This window comes from Bacillus sp. FSL P4-0334, from assembly GCF_038004825.1.
GTDB lineage: Bacteria > Bacillota > Bacilli > Bacillales > Bacillaceae > Bacillus > Bacillus velezensis.
Genome location: NZ_JBBORX010000001.1, coordinates 78,689 through 98,949, shown reverse-complemented (window position 1 = coordinate 98,949; position 20,261 = coordinate 78,689). Strand labels below are relative to the sequence as shown.

At 47.6% G+C, this 20,261-nt stretch carries 19 protein-coding genes; 16 read left to right on the top strand and 3 right to left on the bottom strand.

The window, feature by feature from the left end; translation table 11 throughout:
* Positions 1-11: 11 nt before the first annotated feature.
* Complete coding sequence (locus NSQ37_RS00510) at positions 12-227, top strand: MbtH family protein (RefSeq protein WP_025285196.1); 216 nt, start codon at positions 12-14, stop codon at positions 225-227.
* A 44-nt stretch (positions 228-271) separates the two neighbouring features.
* On the opposite strand, the gene NSQ37_RS00505 is transcribed toward NSQ37_RS00510, so the two are convergent.
* The 3 genes from NSQ37_RS00505 to NSQ37_RS00495 all read right to left on the bottom strand — a co-directional run bounded on the left by NSQ37_RS00505 (position 272) and on the right by NSQ37_RS00495 (position 3,531).
* A complete protein-coding gene (locus NSQ37_RS00505; RefSeq protein ID WP_007613467.1) occupies positions 272-949 on the bottom strand; it encodes a YukJ family protein in 678 nt (225 codons plus the stop codon).
* Between the two features lie 118 nt (positions 950-1,067).
* Positions 1,068-2,198 (bottom strand): alanine dehydrogenase, encoded by a 1,131-nt coding sequence (gene ald / locus NSQ37_RS00500; protein ID WP_003152011.1) that lies wholly within the window; start codon positions 2,196-2,198, stop codon positions 1,068-1,070.
* A 103-nt stretch (positions 2,199-2,301) separates the two neighbouring features.
* The gene (locus NSQ37_RS00495; protein ID WP_007408691.1) at positions 2,302-3,531 is read right to left on the bottom strand and encodes a PucR family transcriptional regulator; all 1,230 of its coding nucleotides are present in this window, start codon (positions 3,529-3,531) and stop codon (positions 2,302-2,304) included.
* Between the two features lie 315 nt (positions 3,532-3,846).
* Between NSQ37_RS00495 and NSQ37_RS00490 the strand changes: the two genes are divergently transcribed.
* The 15 genes from NSQ37_RS00490 to NSQ37_RS00420 all read left to right on the top strand — a co-directional run bounded on the left by NSQ37_RS00490 (position 3,847) and on the right by NSQ37_RS00420 (position 20,192).
* Positions 3,847-4,140, top strand: coding sequence for a WXG100 family type VII secretion target (locus NSQ37_RS00490; RefSeq protein ID WP_003152013.1), 294 nt, complete (start codon positions 3,847-3,849; stop codon positions 4,138-4,140).
* A 75-nt stretch (positions 4,141-4,215) separates the two neighbouring features.
* Positions 4,216-4,455 carry an EsaB/YukD family protein gene (locus NSQ37_RS00485; protein WP_007408690.1) on the top strand — a complete coding sequence of 80 codons (240 nt, stop codon included), beginning with the start codon at positions 4,216-4,218 and terminating at the stop codon, positions 4,453-4,455.
* Positions 4,456-4,469: 14 nt separating this feature from the next.
* Positions 4,470-5,756: a type VII secretion protein EssB gene (gene essB, locus NSQ37_RS00480; RefSeq protein ID WP_015240490.1), complete on the top strand. Its 1,287-nt coding sequence runs from the start codon at positions 4,470-4,472 to the stop codon at positions 5,754-5,756.
* Positions 5,757-5,810: 54 nt separating this feature from the next.
* Positions 5,811-10,286: a type VII secretion protein EssC gene (gene essC / locus NSQ37_RS00475; RefSeq protein ID WP_160223248.1), complete on the top strand. Its 4,476-nt coding sequence runs from the start codon at positions 5,811-5,813 to the stop codon at positions 10,284-10,286.
* A complete protein-coding gene (esaA, locus tag NSQ37_RS00470) occupies positions 10,283-13,408 on the top strand; it encodes a type VII secretion protein EsaA (RefSeq protein ID WP_160223247.1) in 3,126 nt (1,041 codons plus the stop codon). Before essC ends, esaA begins: the two co-directional genes overlap by 4 nt.
* 7 nt (positions 13,409-13,415) lie before the next feature.
* Positions 13,416-13,889, top strand: a complete 474-nt coding sequence (gene essA, locus NSQ37_RS00465; protein WP_341123042.1) for a type VII secretion protein EssA — start codon at positions 13,416-13,418, stop codon at positions 13,887-13,889.
* Positions 13,890-13,949: 60 nt separating this feature from the next.
* The gene (locus tag NSQ37_RS00460; protein WP_061581460.1) at positions 13,950-14,681 is read left to right on the top strand and encodes a (S)-benzoin forming benzil reductase; all 732 of its coding nucleotides are present in this window, start codon (positions 13,950-13,952) and stop codon (positions 14,679-14,681) included.
* 163 nt (positions 14,682-14,844) lie between these two features.
* Positions 14,845-15,375, top strand: coding sequence for an HD domain-containing protein (locus tag NSQ37_RS00455; RefSeq protein ID WP_007408684.1), 531 nt, complete (start codon positions 14,845-14,847; stop codon positions 15,373-15,375).
* Between the two features lie 137 nt (positions 15,376-15,512).
* Positions 15,513-15,749 (top strand): DUF2642 domain-containing protein, encoded by a 237-nt coding sequence (locus NSQ37_RS00450; RefSeq protein WP_003152023.1) that lies wholly within the window; start codon positions 15,513-15,515, stop codon positions 15,747-15,749.
* A gap of 136 nt (positions 15,750-15,885) precedes the next feature.
* Positions 15,886-16,992 (top strand): AI-2E family transporter, encoded by a 1,107-nt coding sequence (locus tag NSQ37_RS00445; RefSeq protein WP_015418110.1) that lies wholly within the window; start codon positions 15,886-15,888, stop codon positions 16,990-16,992.
* Between the two features lie 61 nt (positions 16,993-17,053).
* Entirely contained in the window at positions 17,054-17,275 is a 222-nt protein-coding gene (locus NSQ37_RS00440; RefSeq protein WP_100001588.1) for a spore germination protein, read from the top strand.
* Between the two features lie 72 nt (positions 17,276-17,347).
* Positions 17,348-17,596, top strand: coding sequence for a YueH family protein (locus NSQ37_RS00435; protein ID WP_003152028.1), 249 nt, complete (start codon positions 17,348-17,350; stop codon positions 17,594-17,596).
* Between the two features lie 65 nt (positions 17,597-17,661).
* Positions 17,662-18,060 (top strand): YueI family protein, encoded by a 399-nt coding sequence (locus NSQ37_RS00430; RefSeq protein ID WP_003152031.1) that lies wholly within the window; start codon positions 17,662-17,664, stop codon positions 18,058-18,060.
* Between the two features lie 96 nt (positions 18,061-18,156).
* Positions 18,157-18,708 (top strand): cysteine hydrolase family protein, encoded by a 552-nt coding sequence (locus NSQ37_RS00425; RefSeq protein WP_003152033.1) that lies wholly within the window; start codon positions 18,157-18,159, stop codon positions 18,706-18,708.
* 17 nt (positions 18,709-18,725) lie between these two features.
* Entirely contained in the window at positions 18,726-20,192 is a 1,467-nt protein-coding gene (locus NSQ37_RS00420) for a nicotinate phosphoribosyltransferase (RefSeq protein WP_020954301.1), read from the top strand.
* Positions 20,193-20,261: the final 69 nt, after the last annotated feature.

Genomic DNA, 20,261 nt, shown 5'->3' with positions numbered 1-20,261 from the left:
AAAGAGATGATATGACAAATCCATTTGAACGGGAAGACGGCTCATACCATGTGCTCGTCAATGCTGAAGGCCAGTACTCACTGTGGCCGGCCTATCTGGATGTGCCGGGCGGCTGGGAAATACGCCTCACGAATGAAACCCGCCCAGTTTGTCTCGAATATATTGAAACAAACTGGCGTGATATGAGGCCGGAAAGCCTGAAACAGGCCGAAGCCGCTAAAATGTAATAAGAAAAGCCTGCCGTTATTTCGGCAGGCTTTTTATGCGGACATCAGCCGTTAAGCTGTGTATGATCACAAAATGTATAAGGGTGGCCTTCTTCATTCGTGCACCATGACTGAGACAGAAAAGCCAAAAAGACCGCGGCCCACTGGTCTGCAAACTGGATTAAAATACCTCCGTCGTGCCACGTTCCGTTATCCTTCTTCCAGCGTGTATCAATTGGGTTTCCCTGATTCATATGAATATTATGCATGCCGTTTGTCGGCTTGAACCCGAAAATCTTATCAGCGCCCGGCTCCGGCCCGAATTTAGAGCCGTAAATATAGACGGTGGCTTTTTCTGATTTCGCTTTTTGCATGTACGTCTCAATAAAGTCATTTAAGTCATTATCCGGACCGGTGACTTCATGCGGGAGGGGCACCATGTTCCGGGGATCAAACAATCCGCCGCGGACATAATCCAGCGCCAGCTCACGGCTGGTTTCATCAATTGGGGTGTATCCATACGGAATGTTGGGCAGCAGGGTGATCGCGCTTGCGTCAAAATGATCGCGTGCCGCATACAGAACCTCTGATTCTTTTGAACTTGACATGACATTGATCGCACAGCGATAGCGCGTATCAGGCTCGCCTAGCACCTCGACTTGAAAATGCGGAGAATCATCATCTGTTTCCCTTTTCATATCTGACACAGTGCCTTTTAATACACCATAGTGCTGAACAGCCATATGAATCCTCCTTTTTCTTCCGGGATATGAATTGATATTCGAGACAGGGGGCCGTTTTTCCTTTGATGAGAAAGAAAAAAAGGACAGCCCGCTGATCAGGCTGTCCTCTTCATATCTATTAAGCTTTTGCAGCCGAACCTTGCATTGCTTTTTCAGCAGGCACGTAGTCATAGCCTAAGTCTTTGGCTACCGCTTCATACGTGACATGTCCGTTAGCCGTATTTAAGCCCGCTTTAAGCGCAGGGCTGTCTGCAATGGCTTGTGCCGCGCCTTTATTGGCGATTTGAAGCGCGTAAGGAACGGTTACATTCGTTAATGCGAGCGTAGACGTACGCGGTACGGCGCCCGGCATATTGGCGACAGCGTAGTGAACGACGCCGTGTTTTTCGTAAGTCGGATTATCGTGGGTTGTAATATGATCAACGGTTTCCACAATGCCGCCCTGATCGATGGCAACATCAACAATGACGGAACCCGGTTTCATTTGTTTAACCATCTCTTCCGTAACGAGAGTCGGCGCTTTGGCTCCCGGGATGAGCACGGCGCAGATCAGAAGATCCGCTTCCGCGACGGAATCTGCAATATTTACAGGGTTTGACATCAAGGTTTTAATCTGATGCCCGAAAATATCATCAAGCTGACGCAGGCGGTCTGCGTTCAAATCGATCATTGTCACATCGGCACCGAGTCCGACAGCCATTTTCGCGGCATTTGTTCCGACGCCGCCCCCTCCGATGATCGTGACTTTTCCGCGGGATACACCCGGTACGCCGGCTAATAAAATTCCTTTTCCGCCCTTTGGTTTTTCAAGAAACTGAGCCCCGATTTGCGCGGCCATTCTGCCGGCCACTTCGGACATCGGCGTAAGCAGCGGAAGGGAACGTCCGTCCGTTACCGTTTCGTACGCGATAGCTGTCACGCCTTTTTCTGTAAGCGCTTTAGCTAATTCCGGCTCTGCAGCTAAATGAAGGTAAGTGAATAAGACCAGACCTTGACGGAAATACGCATACTCTTCAGCCAGCGGTTCTTTTACCTTCATGACCATTTCCGCATCCCATACTTGCTTTCTGTCCTCCAGAATTTCCGCCCCTGCTGATACATAATCTTCATTTGTAAAGCCGCTTCCGAGTCCCGCTCCGGATTCCACAAGAACCCGATGGCCGTTTCCGATAAGCTGTGAAACGCCTCCAGGTGTTAATGCCACTCGATTTTCATTGTTTTTGATTTCCTTTGGAACCCCGATAATCATGTCTGTTTCCCCCAATGTTTGTGTGATGCTTCAAGTGTAGCGCGATTTTTGCGAAAATTCTTTGTTTGAAACAGAAAATAAAAAAACACGGATTTGTGAAATTTCACGAACCCATGCTGCGAAGTTTGATATCAAGGTAAATCGTAAACTTTTCATTCACATTTTTTAAGTCGATTTCTGCGATCTGGCTGATTCTTTTCAGCCTGTAATTCAATGTATTGACATGGATGTTAAGCGCTTTAGCGGCGGTGTTAACGTTGCTGTCGGCATCAATAAAATGTTCGAGCGTTTTTACCATATCGGCTTGGTGCTCCCTGTCATACTGCTCAAGCTTTGAGAGGGAATAGTTCATATAGCCGCTGTGCTTGCGTTTTTCATCCAACACATCCAGGTACTGATAAATGCCGAGTTCCGAAAAGCTGAAAAGGTGTTTGGTTTCTCTCACAAACCGCTCTTTCGCTTTTAATACGGAAAGCGCTTCCTGATAGGAGCGGTAAACATAAGAAATCGATTCGTAAATACCGCCGACCGCAATCGACGCATCCTCAATTTTATATCGTTCCTTCAGCTGTTTTTGAATATGAAGGGCGAAGTGCTTTACATCTTTAAAAGGCTGATCGGTTTTCGGCGCGGCTAATAAGATTAATTCATTTGAATCAACAGTCGCCAGCATGACATGAATCTGCTGTGTCGTTTCCTGCAAATATTGCAGCTGCTGTTCCGTCTTTTCAGTCAGCTCATCATGTAAACGGATGATCATGACGCTGAACACGGACGGCAGCGCCATTCCGAGCTTATGAAACCCTTCGGCCATTTCGGCTTCCTGATAAATATGGCCGGTCAGCATTTTCCAAAAAAACTCCTGGCCCCGCTCTTCGATTTTCGTTTTGCGGATCTGCAGGTGCAAAAGCTTGTTCCGCACCGCTTTGGCTGCCAGCTGAAGTGTCTTCAGATCTTCGTCATTGAGCTTTTTTTTGATCTCAAGCGCCCAAATAAATCCGAGAACCTGACTGTTTTTCCAGATGGAAATCGCCACGCGGTTGCTCAGGCCCACCTCGTCAATTTCTTTCACTTTGATCGGCTGGTCCGTTTTTAAAAGGGCCGGAATGGTTCCGTCTTTCCAGAGTTTGTTGATGACTTTTTCCGGCACCCTCCGCCCGATAATCGTCGACGTCCGGGCCGGATCTGTACAATCGCTGTGCGTGCTGTATGCAAGCAGTTTATGATTAACGTCTTCTATTGTAATGGGGCATTGAAGAACTTCACTGATATGGTCGGCAACATCTTCAAGCCTGTCGAAACTGTACTTAAATGGATCCTTTGGATTGGTCATCTGTATCCCTACTTTTTCATAGCTTCATATCTTGATCTTACCATCTTGCTTTTCAGACTGAAAGGCATCTTTGCAGGGAAATGGACTAGGACAATAAGATCATTCGATGAAAACGAAAATAATAAGAAAATCATACTACTGAATTTACAAAATGTGTAAATGTGACGAAAAATCCAATATATCATAAGACTCATTTTGTAAAATTAAAACAGATTTGTTTGACTGTGCCGAATGGTTGTTTTTATAATAATGACGTTCAAAAAATAAGTGAATTAGCCCATATTTAGGCTGATGACACAGGAGGGTATAAGGAATATGTCTGGATTAATTCGTGTCACACCCGAAGAGCTAAGAGCGATGGCTAAGCAATATGGCGTTGAAAGTCAGGAAGTCATGAATCAGGTTGACCGCCTGAACCGCATGATTTCTGATTTGAAAGGCATGTGGGAAGGTGCTTCAAGTGAAGCATTTGCAGATCAATATGAGCAGCTGAAACCTTCATTTATTAAAATGTCTGAATTGCTTCAAGATGTGAATCATCAGCTCGATCAAACGGCAAATACGCTTGAGTCTACTGACCAAGATATCGCTAACCAAATTCGCGGATAATAAGATGAATGAAGAAACGGAGCGCCTGATTCAATCAAGAAGACGGCGCTCTTTCTATGTAAGGGTGATATGAATATGTATATCGATATTACAATAGATTTAACACATTATAACGGCAGCGTCTTCGATCTCAGATTGTCAGATTACCATTCTGTGAAAAAAGTCATTGATATTGCCCGGCAGGCTCAGCATGTATCCGTTCCGCCGCGTGAAGGCTATTGGATCAGAGTGGTCAATAAAGAAGCGGTTTTTTCCGGAGAACAAAAGCTATCTGACTGCGGCATTACGAACGGAGACCGCCTTGAAATTTTATGAAAGGACATGGTGGAATGACAGGTCATAACAGATCTTATTTAGAAACAGAATTAGACGCCGTCCGGGAAGAAACCGAATCAGGCTTCACGTTCACCTTCCAGCGGGAAAAAATCAAGCTTCTTGACGGGCTGGAAGCAAACGTGATTAAAGATGCTGATCCTTTTTTTCAAAAAGAGGTTTCAGTTTCAGAAGACGAAGTAACCATCACAATCAAACCTCCTTCTTCTTATCAGGCTTTCCGCTATATAAAAGGAAAAGATAAAAAAAGCAGGTGGCAATTTGCCTACCGTCTCGTCCAAGCCGTGAAACAGCATAAGCTGAAACGTCTCAATCTGATTGCCGCCCCTGAAAATATCGTGTTTGATAAAGCGCTGACGCCTTACTTTCTTCATTACGGCGTAAAGGAGAGCCTTCCGCCTTATGAGGAAGATAGAGAAAGGGTGTTAAAAGAGCTCAAAGCCTGTGCGGCGCTTGCAGCTGACGGGGCGTACACCTTCGATGAATATTTGAAGTACAAGGAGACGCTTCACTTCTCTTCTGAGGTGAAAAGCGTGCTAGAGGCGGAGACGATTGAAGAACTGGAAGAAACCATTCAAACCGCAATTGATTCCCTCGAAGAAAGGGACAAGACATACATAAAACTGCCGAAAAAGAAATGGAAAATCCAAAGATACGCCGGTCTGGCGCTTGCCGTCCTCCTTGTGCCGACACTTCTTTACTCCTTATACGTTCTGTTTTTCGCCCAGCCGAAGCAAGAGGCAATTACAGAAAGCAACCGCTATTTTTTAAATCAGCAGTACAGCAAAGTCATTGACACACTCGCCAAATACGATGCGGAAAGCCTCCCGGAATCTGTGCAGTATGAGCTTGCTTCCTCTTATGTGGCAGTTGAAAATCTGAGAGAAGAACAGCGGAAAAACATCGGGAATCTGGTCACGCTGCAATCAGACCCGAAGCATTTTCTTTATTGGATTGATATCGGCAGAGGGGAGAATGAAGAAGCCATCAAAATCGGCCGCAATCTTGAGTACAACCCGTACATCTGGCTCGGACTTACAAAATATAAACAGCAATTATTAGCGGATGACAGTATGAAAGACGACGAAAAGCAGAAAGAACTGGACGCCGTGGAAAGCGAGCTTGCGAAGGCAAAAAAAGAGGCGGAGGAGCAGCATAAAGAAGCGGAGGAAAACGGTGACACCGCCGAAGCTTCCGCCGGACAGGATGAAAGCAAACAAGACAAAGCAAAAGATAACAAAGAGAACGACAAGAAAGATGAGAAAAAAGATGAAAAAAAATAACAGCACACATCAAATGGCCGCAGGTAACGATCAGGCTGTCAGGAGGTTCGCCATATGAGTCTGTTATGGGTCTTTTACCGAGAGCACGTACAAAAGATTCAGCTGTCTGAACTCCCACCGTCTCAGCCGATTACGATCGGTCCGGATATGAAAGATACAATCACGGTCGGCACACTTCCGTTACGGCAAAACGCCGCAACCCTTTATCGAAAAGAAACAGATCGTTATGAAGTTTTCCTGGGAAATAACTATGCCGGCGAATTGACAATAGGAAATGAAATGCCCTGCCGGATCAAAGAAGAGACGATGCGGCTTCTGCTCACCCCTGACAAAGAAGAATCCTCCGTTTATTTTATCGGCGGGAAGGATGAGATCGTTTTCTCATCAGAAACAGAGGAAGCGGATATATACAAAGAGCCGTCCTCCGCTCAAACAGGGGCTTTTTATCTGCGAAAGTCGGGAGGATGCTGGTCTGTCGTCCCTGATGGCCAAGACGTTTATGTGAACGGAATACTTGCAGAAGCTCCCGAAAGGCTCCGCACGGGAGATGAGCTGCTGTGGAATTTTCTGCGTATGAGGCTGACGGAGGACGACCTTTTAGAAGTCGTTCATCACGAAAAGCTTCAAACCGGTTTAACCAAAACGGTAAAACCAAGCACCGAAACGAAAAAGAAATACCCGCAATATCGAAGAACGCCGCGCATGGTCTACGATCTTCCCGAAGACCGCGTTTCATTCAGCTTTCCCTCGCAGGAAAGCGAACAGAATAACCGGGGGCTGTGGCTCGTCATTCTGCCTCCTTTGGTCATGCTGATTGTAATGGGGGTTGTCGCCATTATACAGCCGAGGGGCATATTCATCCTTGTCTCTTTGGCGATGTTTATGATGACTCTCATTACCTCCACCGTGCAGTATTTCCGTGAAAAAAACCAGCGGAAAAAACGGGAGGAAAAACGGGAGCGTGTGTACAAGCAGTATTTAGAAAGCAAGCGGAAAGAGCTTCAGATGCTGTCGGAAAAACAGCTGCAAGTGCTGACGCATCATTTTCCCCCGTTTGAAAAAATGAAATATTTAACTTCTGAAATCAGCGGCCGCATTTGGGAGAAATCGCTGGAAAGCAGGGATTTTCTGATGCTTCGGCTCGGAACGGGCACGGTCCCGGCAAGCTACGAGATTTCAATGAGCGGCGGAGACCTTGCGAACCGTGATGTGGATGACTTGATGGAGCAGTCGCAGCACATGCAGCGTGTGTATAAAGATATCCGCCATGCGCCCGTGACCGTTGATTTACAAGAAGGGCCGATGGGGCTTGTCGGGAAACCTCAGATCGTCAAAAATGAAATTCATCAGCTGATCGGCCAGCTCGCGTTCTTCAACAGCTACCATGACCTGCGATTTGTCTTTATCTTTCATGAGGACGAATATAAGGAATGGGAATGGATGAAGTGGCTGCCGCAATTTCAGCTGCCTCATATGTATGCGAAAGGATTTATTTACAATGAACAGACCCGCGATCAATTGTTATCGTCCATTTACGAGCTGCTGCGTGAGCGGGATTTGGAAGAAGATAAAGAAAAAAAGATCTTCCAGCCGCATTTTGTCTTTGTCATCACAAATCAGCAGCTGATCGCAGAGCACGTCATTTTAGAATACATCGAAGGCCGGCATGAGCATCTCGGCATCTCGGCAATCATCGCCGCGGAAACGAAGGAAAGCCTGGCGGAAAACATTCACACCCTCGTCCGCTACATTAATGAAGATGAGGGAGACATTCTCATTCAGCAGAAAAAAGCGGTGCAGATCCCGTTTAAGCTGGACAGGCATGAACGGACAAACAACGAGCGGTTTTCCCGGACGCTTCGGACATTGCACCATCAGGTCGGGATGACGAATTCCATTCCTGAAACGGTCTCATTTCTGGAGCTGTTTCATGCGAAGGAAGTAAAAGAAATCGGCATCAGACAGAAGTGGGAGACAAGTGAGTCTGCAAAATCGCTGGCTGTTCCGATAGGCTATAAAGGAAAAGACGACATCGTCTATTTAAACCTGCATGAAAAAGCGCACGGGCCGCACGGATTGCTGGCGGGAACGACCGGCTCCGGGAAAAGTGAATTTCTGCAAACGTACATCCTGTCATTGGCCGTTCATTTCCACCCGCATGAAGCGGCGTTTTTGCTGATTGACTATAAGGGCGGAGGAATGGCCCAGCCGTTCCGCAAGATGCCGCACCTTCTCGGAACCATCACGAATATTGAAGGAAGCAGAAACTTCAGTATCAGGGCGCTTGCATCCATTAAGAGCGAGCTGAAAAAACGGCAGCGTCTGTTTGATCAATATCGCGTCAATCACATCAATGACTATACAAAGCTGTATAAACAGGGAGAAACGGAGATTCCGATGCCGCACCTGTTTTTGATTTCAGATGAATTCGCCGAGCTGAAAAGCGAAGAGCCTGACTTTATCAGGGAGCTTGTCAGCGCGGCCCGCATCGGACGGAGCCTTGGCGTGCATTTAATTCTCGCCACGCAAAAGCCGGGCGGCATCATTGACGACCAAATATGGAGCAACTCACGCTTTAAGGTCGCGCTGAAAGTGCAGGATGCAAGTGACAGTAAAGAAATCCTGAAAAACAGTGATGCGGCGAATATTACGGTCACCGGACGCGGCTACTTGCAAGTCGGAAATAACGAAGTGTATGAGCAGTTCCAGTCTGCCTGGAGCGGCGCCCCTTATATGGAAGATGTATACGGCACCGAGGATGACATTGCCATCGTTACCGACACAGGCTTAATTCCGCTGTCTGAGGTGGATGCGGATGATGCGGCGAAAAAAGATGCCCCGGCAGAAATAGAAGCCGTAGTCGAAGAAATCGAGCGGATTCAAAATGAAATGGGCATTGAAAAGCTGCCGAGCCCGTGGCTTCCGCCGCTTGCCGAACGTATCCCGCGCACGCTTTACCCTGCGCAGGAAAAAGACCGCTTCTTCATCGCCTGCGTTGATGAGCCTGATCAGCAAAGACAGGCGCCTCTCGCTTATACGATGATGGATGACGGCAACATCGGCATTTTCGGCTCATCCGGCTACGGCAAGTCAGTGGCTGCCATCACCTTCCTGATGAACTTCGCGGAAGGATACACGCCGGAAGAGCTTCATATGTACATCTTTGATTTCGGAAACGGCACGCTTCTGCCATTGGCAAAGCTTCCGCACACCGCAGACTATTTCTTAATGGATCAAATGAGAAAGATCGAAAAATTCATGATCCGCATCAAGGAAGAAATCGAGCGGCGGAAACGGCTGTTCAGAGAAAAAGAAGTCAGCCATATCAAAATGTACAATTCGCTCAGTGAAGAAGAGCTGCCGTTTATATTTATCACAATTGACAATTTCGACATCGTAAAAGATGAAATGCATGAATTAGAAACGGAATTTATCCAGATTTCACGCGACGGGCAAAGCTTAGGCATTTACTTCCTGCTGACCGCAACGAGGGTAAACGCCGTCCGCCAGTCGCTGTTAAACAACATAAAAACGAAAGTCGTCCATTATTTAATGGATCAGTCAGAAGGATACTCCATTTACGGGCGTCCGCCGTTCAGTCTCGAACCGATCCCGGGCCGCGTCATGATCCAAAAAGAAGAACTGTATTTCGCGCAAATGTTTCTTCCGGCTGAAGCGGAAAATGACCTCGAGATGTTCCAGGCGCTGAAAGCGGATGTCAAAGCATTAGCTGAGCGCCATGCCGGAACAGCCGGCCCAGACCCGATTCCGATGCTTCCGGATAGGCTGACGGCCGGCGAATTTTCACTCCGTCTCGGCCCGGATCAAGAGCCGTTTCGCATTCCTGTCGGGCTTCATGAGGAAAAGGTCAGCCCTGTGTACTTTGATCTGGGCAAAAATAAGCATTGCCTTATCTTAGGCCAGACACAGCGTGGAAAAACAAACATTCTGAAAGTGATGTTGAATCACCTGCTGCGTGAAGGTACGGAACGGGTCGGGCTGTTTGACTCGATTGACCGCGGACTGTCGCAGTATGCGCAGGAAACAAAGGTCAGCTATCTGGACACAAAAGAAGACGTCCGGCAGTGGATCGAAACGGCAGAAGCCATTTTCACAGAGCGCGAAGCTCAGTATGCGCAGGCCGTCAAAAATGGCGATGTCCACAAACTCAGTTTCTCTCCGGTCGTGTTAATGGCCGACGGCATTACAAGATTCCAGCAGACGATCGACACCGCCATTCAGGACAAACTGGCGTTGTTTATGAAATCTTACGCGCATGTGGGCTTCAGTTTTATCCCGGCGGGCAATCACAGCGAATTCTCAAAAGGCTATGATTCCTTAACGACGGAAATGAAACAGATCCGCCACGCGATGCTGCTTGTGAAAAAATCCGAACAAAATGTCATTCCGCTGCCTTACCAAAGGCAGGAACCGGACATTCAGCCGGGCTTCGGCTATTTGGTTGAAAACGGGAAGGAGCAAAAAATCCAAATACCTTTATGTTCAGCGGAAAGGGAGGCCGTCAGATGACTGAACAACGAAAAAGCCTGATCAAATTAATAGCCGCGGTCGTCATCATTCTGCTGCTGCCGGTGCTGTTTTTCCGGTTTATCGGCGATGACCCGGGAAAACAAAAAATCAACGCCACCCGCCAAATCGCAGTCGTGAATGAAGACATGGGCTTACAAACAGATGAAAATGAGGAAGAGGAATCCGTCCATTTCGGTAAAGAAGTAGCGGCCGCTCTCGGCGGCCGTCCGGATTATTCATGGACGGTTGTCAACAGGAGCGCGGCTGAAAACGGTCTGGCGGCTAAGAAGTATGACGCCGTCGTTTACATTCCATCCGATTTTTCAAAAGACATCTTAAGCTATGACAAGGAGCGTCCGCAAAAAGCCACGCTGACATTCAATATTCAAAGCAACCTGAACGCCGTCAACAAAGAAAAGGTGCAGCGTGAGCTAGAAGACGCCCAAAAATCAATGAATAAAAAAATGTCGGCATTATATTGGAATTTCGTCTCGCAAAAAGTGAACAATGTCCGAGGCGATTTTGACAAGATCGTCAATAAAGAATCAGAGTTTCAAAACGTCATGTACAACTTTTACAAGCCGAGCTCCAATGACTTGGCAGGTGAAATCAAGCGGCAAAAAGACCTGATTGACGAACTGAAAAAATCAATGAATGAAGCGCAGGGCGCGGCAAAAGAAAAATTGACCTCGGCAGATGAAGCCAAAACCACGCTCAAAGACTTTGCCGACACGGTCGAGCGCTATAAACAATATCAAGAAAATCAGAAAAAACTGCTGATGGCCGCGCAGGAACAAAATCAAAAGCAAATCACAACCGGACTGAATGCCATTAAAGCACAGCAGGCCGCCAACCAGTTCAGCACGATGATGAGCGGGCTGTCTTCAGGCATAAACCGGGCGCAGACACAGCTTGACCAGACGGGATCGGCTCTTTTTGCCGCCCAACAGGTGAGAGAAGCGCAGGTTCCTGAGCAGGAACGCGGGATGGCGAATATTCAATCCAATTTACTGGACAATTATTTGACTCAATATAAAGCTCAAGCAAGATTTGAAACACTGAACAGTATCCAAACCCTTATGAAAAGGGATCGGCCGGCATTAACCGTTCCGGAAAAGGACCCGGGTGATGACGGCTCGGATGAACCGAAAGAAGAAGAAAAACCGGAAGAAGAAAAACCCGGCGATCTGAAAATTGACCTTGACGATCAGCGTGACGAGTTAAAACGCATCTCCGCTGAAATCAATCACATTTCTGACGGATTAAAAGAACCGGAAAAAGAAAATCCGGCCCCTGAAAAACCGGGCCAAGGCGATGACGGTGAAAACTCCGGCGATACCGATCCGAATAACGGAACGAATCCCGGAGAAGACGGAAAAACGGAAGACGGCACAAAAGAAGAGCAGCCTGCTTCCGATAACACAGGCGATCAGGAGCCAAAAACCGTCCAGACCGCGACAGCCGCTAAAAACGTCACTCCGCCTGCTGATGAGCCGGCGGACGATCCAAACGATTCTGGAGGGGACGGCGGCACGGACATATCTGAGGCGAAAGAAAGGCTGAACCAAGCCGCAGAGCGGATTCAGCAAATTGAAAAAGAGCTGGAAGAGAAACAGCAGACTCATAATGAAGAACTGAAAAAACGTCTCGATGCTCTTGATGAAGAAATCCAAGGCCTTAAAGACCAGATTGATGACGTCAAAAAACGCGCAGAAAAATTAAAGAAAAAGCTGGAAGAATCAGAAGAAAAGAGAGAACAAGACTTCAATACCGTTTACAGAATGATTGTAAGAACAGAACAGAACATTCTGAACTACCCGTCATTGGATGGCGGCCGCAAATCTGCTCTTGAACAGATATTTGCCGCTGACATTAATACAAAAAAGATATCCGATTTAATGAGTTACTATAATGATTTATCCCTGTATGAGGCGACACTCTATCACTCTCTTGACGCGGGCCCGCTGCCTGATGTGAAAAACAGGGTGCTGAAAGCCCAGCAAGGCGAAGTCCAAACCGTTCTCGCCATCAAACCGGAAGAAACAGCAAGCTGGGAAAATCTAAAAAACAACAAAATGCAGACAGATGAAGACATCAGCAATTTCATTAAAGGCATGACCGAATTCTCGGATAACTACAGTACCTATATCAGAGATGAACAAGCCGGAGTGCTCGATGAGCTCGCCAGCATTTCAGACAGCGCGGCGAAAGCATCCGATCAGCTGGCTGAAGGCGCTGTGCAGGAAGCGGCCGCGTTCAGCGGAGACGGATTAACCGGAACGATGGCGCTCGGCGCTCAGGATACCGTCGGCCGCGAAGTCCTGCAAATGTCTGACACGATGGGCCATCTGTCAGAACGCCAGTCCGGCATCATCAGCTATACCAACAATATGCAGCAAAGCGTAAATGACGTCCAGCATAAAGCGGACACCCTGAACAGCAACTGGGGCAAAAACGTCGATTCCACGAAATTGATCAGAAATGACGTGTACGGCATTTTAGGGAACGCGCTCGTTGACGGACAGGAAAACGGCTACGTTTACGATTATCTCGCCAACCCGCTTAAAATCAGCGGAGAGGTGCCGGAAGACCGGGTTCAGAATGTTCCGCCGGTCGTCATTTTGGTGATCGTCCTGATCAGCAGTCTTCTGATCGGCTATTTCAGCTCGTATTATCAGCAGGCGCCGCTTCTTGTCAAAGGCGCGCTCTTTGGGATTTTAAACATTATGGTCGGATTGATGATCAGTCTGTTCGGTCTGAATATCTACTCGCTTCCGGACGATCAGACGATTAAATGGTCAGTCTTTACGATTCTCTTGCTTGCGGCGAGTTCAGCTTTTATCCGGGCAGCCTTTGTCTTCGGCTCGATTACCGGATGGATCGCATCATCAGCGCTCATTCTCTTTTATGTGGCGCCTTTGATCGACCTGATTATGCCGAACTTCACCTTTGACAGTCCGGTTTCGAAAGTCTATATCGATATTCAATACGGAACGGGCCATCTGTTTGCGATGGGGGTAACGGTTCTTGCGATCATTACGCTGATTGCGGCGGCGCTTCCGCTCGTCATTCGGCTGTTTGCGGAAAAAACGGAGGAAAGTGATCAGTCTTATGAGGCGTAACACGTTCATGGAAAAAGGATTGCTGCTGTTTGCTCTCTCCTTTTTCCTCCTCCTTCCCCAAGCCGCAGCCGCGAATGAGGAAAATACTGATGTCAAGCCGAATGAATATGAAAAGAAAGACATTGAAATTCGTACGGATTACCTGCACGACGATGCCTACTCTGAGGAAAAAACGGCGCTTCCGAAAGAACAGAAGGATATTACCTTTGATCAGCCGGCCGAAAACCCGGATGACAAACTGATATCAAAGTTGTTTACATCGTCAGACACGGAGCCGAATACGATCAAAGCGCAATCGAAAAAACTGGGTATCACATTTGCCGAGCCTGCGGTGCGGCATACCTCGGCAGATGTGGAAACGGAAGAGAAAAAGACTTCTTATCTGCTTCCTGTCATTTATGCCGTCTTGATCCTCCTCGGGATTGCGGCGATGATCTATCTGATCCCGAAAGTCACGGCGCAGGAAAAGGCAAAGCGGTAAACGGATCGCTTGTGTTTGCGGGAAGACAGCCCGTAAAATAAGAAAAAAAGGAGGAGTTTCATGCAGTTTTTTCTTATAACAGGCGCGTCAAAAGGCTTGGGCCGGGCGCTTACGGAACAGGCGCTTCAAGAAGGAGCCGAAGTCGCCGCGCTTTCAAGAACGATAAGCGGGGAAAAGCGCGAGGGGCTGACAGAATACAGTGTTGATTTAACCGATCTGGCAGATACCGGGCGGCAGATGAAGGCGATTCTTGATCAAGCTGAGAAGAAGCGGTATTCCGCTGTCACACTGATCAATAATGCCGGCATGGTGGAACCGATCAAGCGGGCGAAAGAGGCTTCCGCCGAAGAATTGAACCGCCACTACACCCTTAATCTGACGGCGCCCGTTTTGCTCAGCCAAATGTTCACAAAGCGTTTCGAAGCGTTCAGCGGCAGCAAAACAATTGTCAACATCACATCGGGCGCGGCGAAAAATCCTTATAAAGGCTGGAGCGCGTATTGCAGCTCAAAAGCGGGGCTTGATATGTTTACGAGAACATTTGGGTTTGAACAGGAAGATGAAGAGCTGCCGGTCCGCATGATCTCATTCTCGCCGGGAGTGATGGATACAGACATGCAGGCTGTCATCCGTTCTTCGTCAAAAGAAGATTTCCATGACATCGAACGGTTCCGCAATTTGAAAGAAACGAAAAACCTCAGAAGTCCTGAATACATCGCCGGCGTCATTCACTCACTGATCGCGGGCGAGCCGGAAAACGGACGGATATACGATATCAAAGAATTTTTGTAGAGCAGCTTTTACGCTGCTCTTTTTTGTTTGTACAATCACTTCGGGGTCCGGCGGCATATGATGAATGAAACAACGTATAAGGGGTATAAGAAATGTATCAGATGAATTGAGTTTCTTCTCGATTTATGTTAGGATTCTAAAAATATATTAAGGAGGGGTTTCCATGAGAAATGTAACGTTAATGGATGTCTTCACCCATCCAATCGCACAAAAGTATTTACAGCGTTCCGGTGTCGCCCATGCGATCGCCTGCGCGTTTCATGCATACCGTCTTGCCGTAAAAGCAGGTGTCAGCCCGGATCTTGCGGCGAAAGCGGCTTTACTGCATGACGTCGGCCATTATGAATGGTACACAGACGGCAAATGGGATTATGAAAAGTACAGAAGAAACGATATCCATGCCATTAAAGGCGCGGAACGGGCGCATAAGCTGCTCATCCGGCTCGGTGAAGAACCGAAAGCGGCGAAGGACATTGCGCTGGCGATTCTGCTTCACACCGATTCCTATCTGCCTGAAGGCGAACTGGACAAGAATACGCTCCAGCAAATCGTGAAACAAGCGGATGAACTCGATGAAGAACCCGGCGGACATCACCATTACCGCCAAATGGATCACACGGCCGCGCTCAAACAAATCCAAAAGCTTGATCAGTTAATTGACCAAGCCCAATATCCCTTAAGAAGCTCAGTCTAGGCCACTCATGCGGCCTTTTCCGCTTACATAACTCCGCATGCTCACTAACACCTTTTCCGCTCCGATAGACGTACTGTGTCAAAGCCTTTGTCCGCTGCATATGCTGAAGGAAAACATAGTAAAGGGGATCAGCGAAAATGGCCCATCAAGGAAGCCCGCAAATCGTCTCGTTAGTGGATCCTTACGTTTATCAGACCATCCATAAGCTTATCGGCTCAAGGTTTATCATTCAAACCGTCAGACGCATTGTCAGAGGACGGCTGATTGATGCCACTCCGGATCACATCGCCATTGAAGAAACGCATGACCGTGTATTTTATATCAGAAACCGCCATGTGGTTTCCGTCATGCCTGATTATACCGAACGCGTGTAACAGCACGAATAAGGCGCAAACCGGAGGCGGCCCTATAGAACCCCGGTGCGTCTTCTTTTTTGAGATACATAGATGCACGGCGGCTTTTTTTGGTACAATCACAGTACAAGTTCACATGACAATAGGAGGAAACCGCTTGTTGAAATCAAAGGTCCATTTTTGGACGCTGCAAATTTTGCTCGTTTTGCTCATTATTTACGTATCAACGAAAGTCTCGTTTATTTTTCAGCCGTTTTTCGGTTTTATCACCACTCTGTTTTTTCCGATTTTGATCTCGGGCATTTTGTTTTTCATTTTTAATCCGATCGTGCGCCTGCTTGAGAAAAAAATCCCCCGGACATTGGCGATCCTGCTCATTTATCTCGTTTTCATCGGCCTGATTGCCTTTATGTTCACCGCCATCGGACCGATTGTGGCTTCCCAGGTCACGGGGCTGATTAACAATTTCCCTGATTACATTCATCAGATTCAAGTCTTGACGGCGCAATTATCCCATTCCAAATGGTTTACGTGGATGATGACGCAGGATTATGTGTCGATAGAAAAAATCCAGCAGTCTCTGACGGGATTTTTACAAAGCCTTCCGCAAAATATTACGGCAAGCCTGTCGGCCGTGTTCGGCGTCGTTACGAATATCACGCTTGTCGTGATCACCGTTCCGTTCATTTTGTTTTATATGCTGAAGGACGGCCGGCGGTTTCCGCTCTTGGCGGTTAAAATCCTGCCTACTTCCTACCGGGCGGAAGGTCGCAAAATATTTAATGACTTATATGTCACATTGGCCGCCTATTTCCAAGGACAGCTGCTGATTTGTCTCTTTGTCGGAACGGCATGCTTTATCGGATATTGGATCATCGGCCTGCAGTATGCGTTAATTCTCGGGATGGTGATCGCCGTCACCAATATCATTCCGTACCTGGGGCCGTTTCTCGGGGCGGCGCCCGCGGTGATTATCGCGTTTATGGATTCGCCGGCTAAGGCGCTGTTTGCCGTTATTGTTGTCGTTGTCGTCCAGCAGCTTGACGGGAATCTGCTTTCTCCGCTTGTCATCGGGAAACGGCTCAATACCCACCCGCTCACCATTATTCTTCTGCTTATCGGAGCGGGCAGTTTCGGCGGCATTCTCGCAATGATTCTGGCCGTGCCGGTTTACGCGGTTTTAAAAGCTTTCGTCTTAAATATCGTCCGGCTTATCAAACTTCGTCAGCGGTCAAAGCTAGAAGACAGCCGCAAGCCGAAATAAAAACGGGCACAACTCCCGATGCAGCGCATAAAATGCTGTAAAGAAAAGCGGAGGTGTGGGTATGCCTGCAATTGTGGGACCGATTTATATTATGAGTTTAGCCGGAGACGCTGCGGCGAGCTTCGGTGACGTGTTTGCCATTTCTCCCAAAGCCGTTGACCACTCAGGCGCGGGGGCAGGGGCGTTTCATTCCGGAGATTTTGTCAAAGTCACTAATAAATTCAGCACAACGCACTTTGAAGACATCGATGTGTTTGACGAACCTGATTGGTTTAACGCGTGACAGCCTCCTTTTAGGAGGCTGTCGCTTTTTTGTAGTATAATAGAATCAGTCTTTATAAAAGGGGAATTTTTTATGAAAATCAGAAAAGCGAATATTACCGTGCAGTCCGGAATGATCGGTGATGTATATCTGCATGAAAATAAAAAAGAACAGCATACCCTTGTAGCCGTTCCGGAACTTGAGTGGAGCACGATCATTTCCTATGAGGAAGAGAAAAAGGCGCTGGCGCAGCGGCTTTTACAATCATTCAGCAAGCTGATTGAAGAAGAACCCGCCGGAGAGCTCGCCGGCAAGATCTCCCATTGGGTGGCTGAAATGTAACGAAGCGGTTTACCGCGTCCCGTCCGGGGCGATAATTGTAAAACAAGCTGAGGAGGGACAGGCCGATGAGCGACAAAACGGTTGACCTTTATTTACAGCAGGGGATGTACGGCCCTCTGCAGACGAAACCGGATGAACGCCATTTATTTTTAGGCTCGCTGCGTGAAAGAGTCATCATTGCCCTGACGAAGGGGCAGGTGCTGCAAAAGCAGCCGTATGAAGAAGTGAAACAGGCGCTGAAAAGCCGAAAAGACGCGGTGCTCTATATAAACGGAAGGCTCCCGTATCATGCTTATTCACCATATATGAAGCTTGCCGCACTTGCCGGTGTCCGAAGCTCCGTCATATCGGATCTTCAATTCGAAACGCCGCTCGGCCTGGTTTTTGCCGCCGATTATGCCGTGAACCTTGACGGCATTTACGTACAGGATGACATTTTTCAGCGCTCACTCCTGAAATCTTAAAAGGGCAAAACACCGTTTGTCATTTTACAATGCCAATTCACTTACAAGTGGAGATAGGATATAATGGTTTTCATATGAATGGCGGGGAGGCTGGCTATGAAAAAAGCATTTATATGCATTGATTATACGAATGATTTTGCAGCAGAGAACGGGGCATTAACCTGCGGAGAACCCGCGAGACAGATTGAAGATACGATTGTCAGTTTGACGCAAGCATTTATAGAAAACGGTGATTACGTTGTCTTTGCGGTTGATTCGCATGATGCAGACGATGATTTTCATCCCGAGACACGCCTGTTTCCTCCGCATAATATCAACGGCACGGAGGGCAAAGAGCTGTACGGAAGGCTATCGCCTCTTTATGAGAAACATAAACACGCAAAAAACGTAAATTATATGGAAAAAACGAGATATTCTGCTTTTGCGGGAACGGATTTAGAGCTGAAACTGCGGGAACGGCAGATCACTGAGCTGCATCTTGCGGGCCTGTGCACGGACATCTGCGTTCTTCACACGGCGGTTGACGCCTACAACAAGGGCTTTCAGATCGTCATTCATCAAAACGCTGTGGCCAGCTTTAATCCGGAAGGGCATGAATGGGCCCTGTCCCATTTTAAGAACAGCATCGGAGCGCAAGTGGCAGAGTAAGGAAGGGGAAAACAATTTTGGTGGAGCATGGTTTTAAAGACGACAGTTTGTCTTTACATACAGATCTTTATCAAATTAATATGGCCGAAACGTACTGGAGAGACGGCATTCATGAGAAAAAAGCGATTTTTGAGCTTTTTTTCAGAAAGCTTCCCTTTGAAAACGGCTATGCGGTATTTGCGGGCTTAGAAAAAGCAATCGAATACTTGGAGAACTTCAAATTTACCGACAGCGATCTGAATTATTTAAAAACGGAATTGCACTATGCTGATGATTTCATTGAGTATTTACGGGATCTTTCTTTTACCGGATCTCTTTACAGCATGAAAGAAGGCGAGCTCGTTTTTAACAACGAACCGATTATGCGGGTCGAAGCGCCCCTGATCGAAGCCCAGCTGATTGAGACGGCTCTGCTTAACATTGTGAATTACCAAACATTAATCGCCACGAAAGCGGCCCGCATTAAAGGCGTTGTCGGTGACGAAGACGCCCTCGAATTCGGAACGCGGCGCGCCCATGAAATGGATGCGGCTATGTGGGGAGCGAGAGCGGCTTTGATCGGCGGCTTCAGCGCGACGAGTAATGTAAGAGCCGGAAAGCGTTTTAATATACCGGTATCCGGCACGCACGCTCATGCGCTCGTACAAGCGTACCGCGATGAATATACGGCATTTAAGAAATATGCGGAGACCCACAAAGACTGCGTATTTCTCGTAGATACGTACGATACGATCCGTTCGGGCATGCCGAATGCGATTAAAGTCGCAAAGGAATTCGGCGACCGGATCAACTTCATCGGCATCCGCCTGGATAGCGGGGACTTGGCGTACCTGTCAAAAAAAGCGCGTGAAATGCTTGATGAAGCGGGTTTCACAGACGCAAAGGTCATTGCTTCAAGCGATCTTGATGAGCACACGATATTAAATCTGAAATCGCAAGGAGCGAAAATCGATACGTGGGGCATCGGCACGAAGCTGATTACCGCATACGATCAGCCGGCCCTCGGCGCGGTTTACAAGCTTGTTGCCATTGAAGAGGACGGCAAACTGACCGACACCATTAAAATTTCGTCAAACCCTGAAAAAGTGACAACGCCGGGAAGAAAGAGAGTATACCGGATTATCAACAAGCTGAATCACCACTCGGAAGGTGATTATATCGCGCTTTATGACGAGCGGGTAAATGATCAGAAACGCTTAAAAATGTTCCATCCCGTCCACACGTTCGTCAGCAAATTCGTCACTGATTTCTATGCGAAAGACTTGCATGAGCCGATATTTGAAAACGGCGTTTTATGCTATGATAATCCCGAAATTACCGACATCCAGCAATACGTGCAGGATAACCTCAAACTTCTGTGGGAGGAATACAAACGGATCAGCAAGCCGGAAGAATATCCGGTCGATTTAAGCGAAGACTGCTGGAGCAACAAGATGCAGCGGATTCATGAAATCAAAAGCGAGCTGAAACGGGAACTTGAATAGAAGACAAAGCGGCCTTTCCTTTCTCTGGAAAGGCCTTTTTGTTGTGATAATATTTTTCACATTTAGACA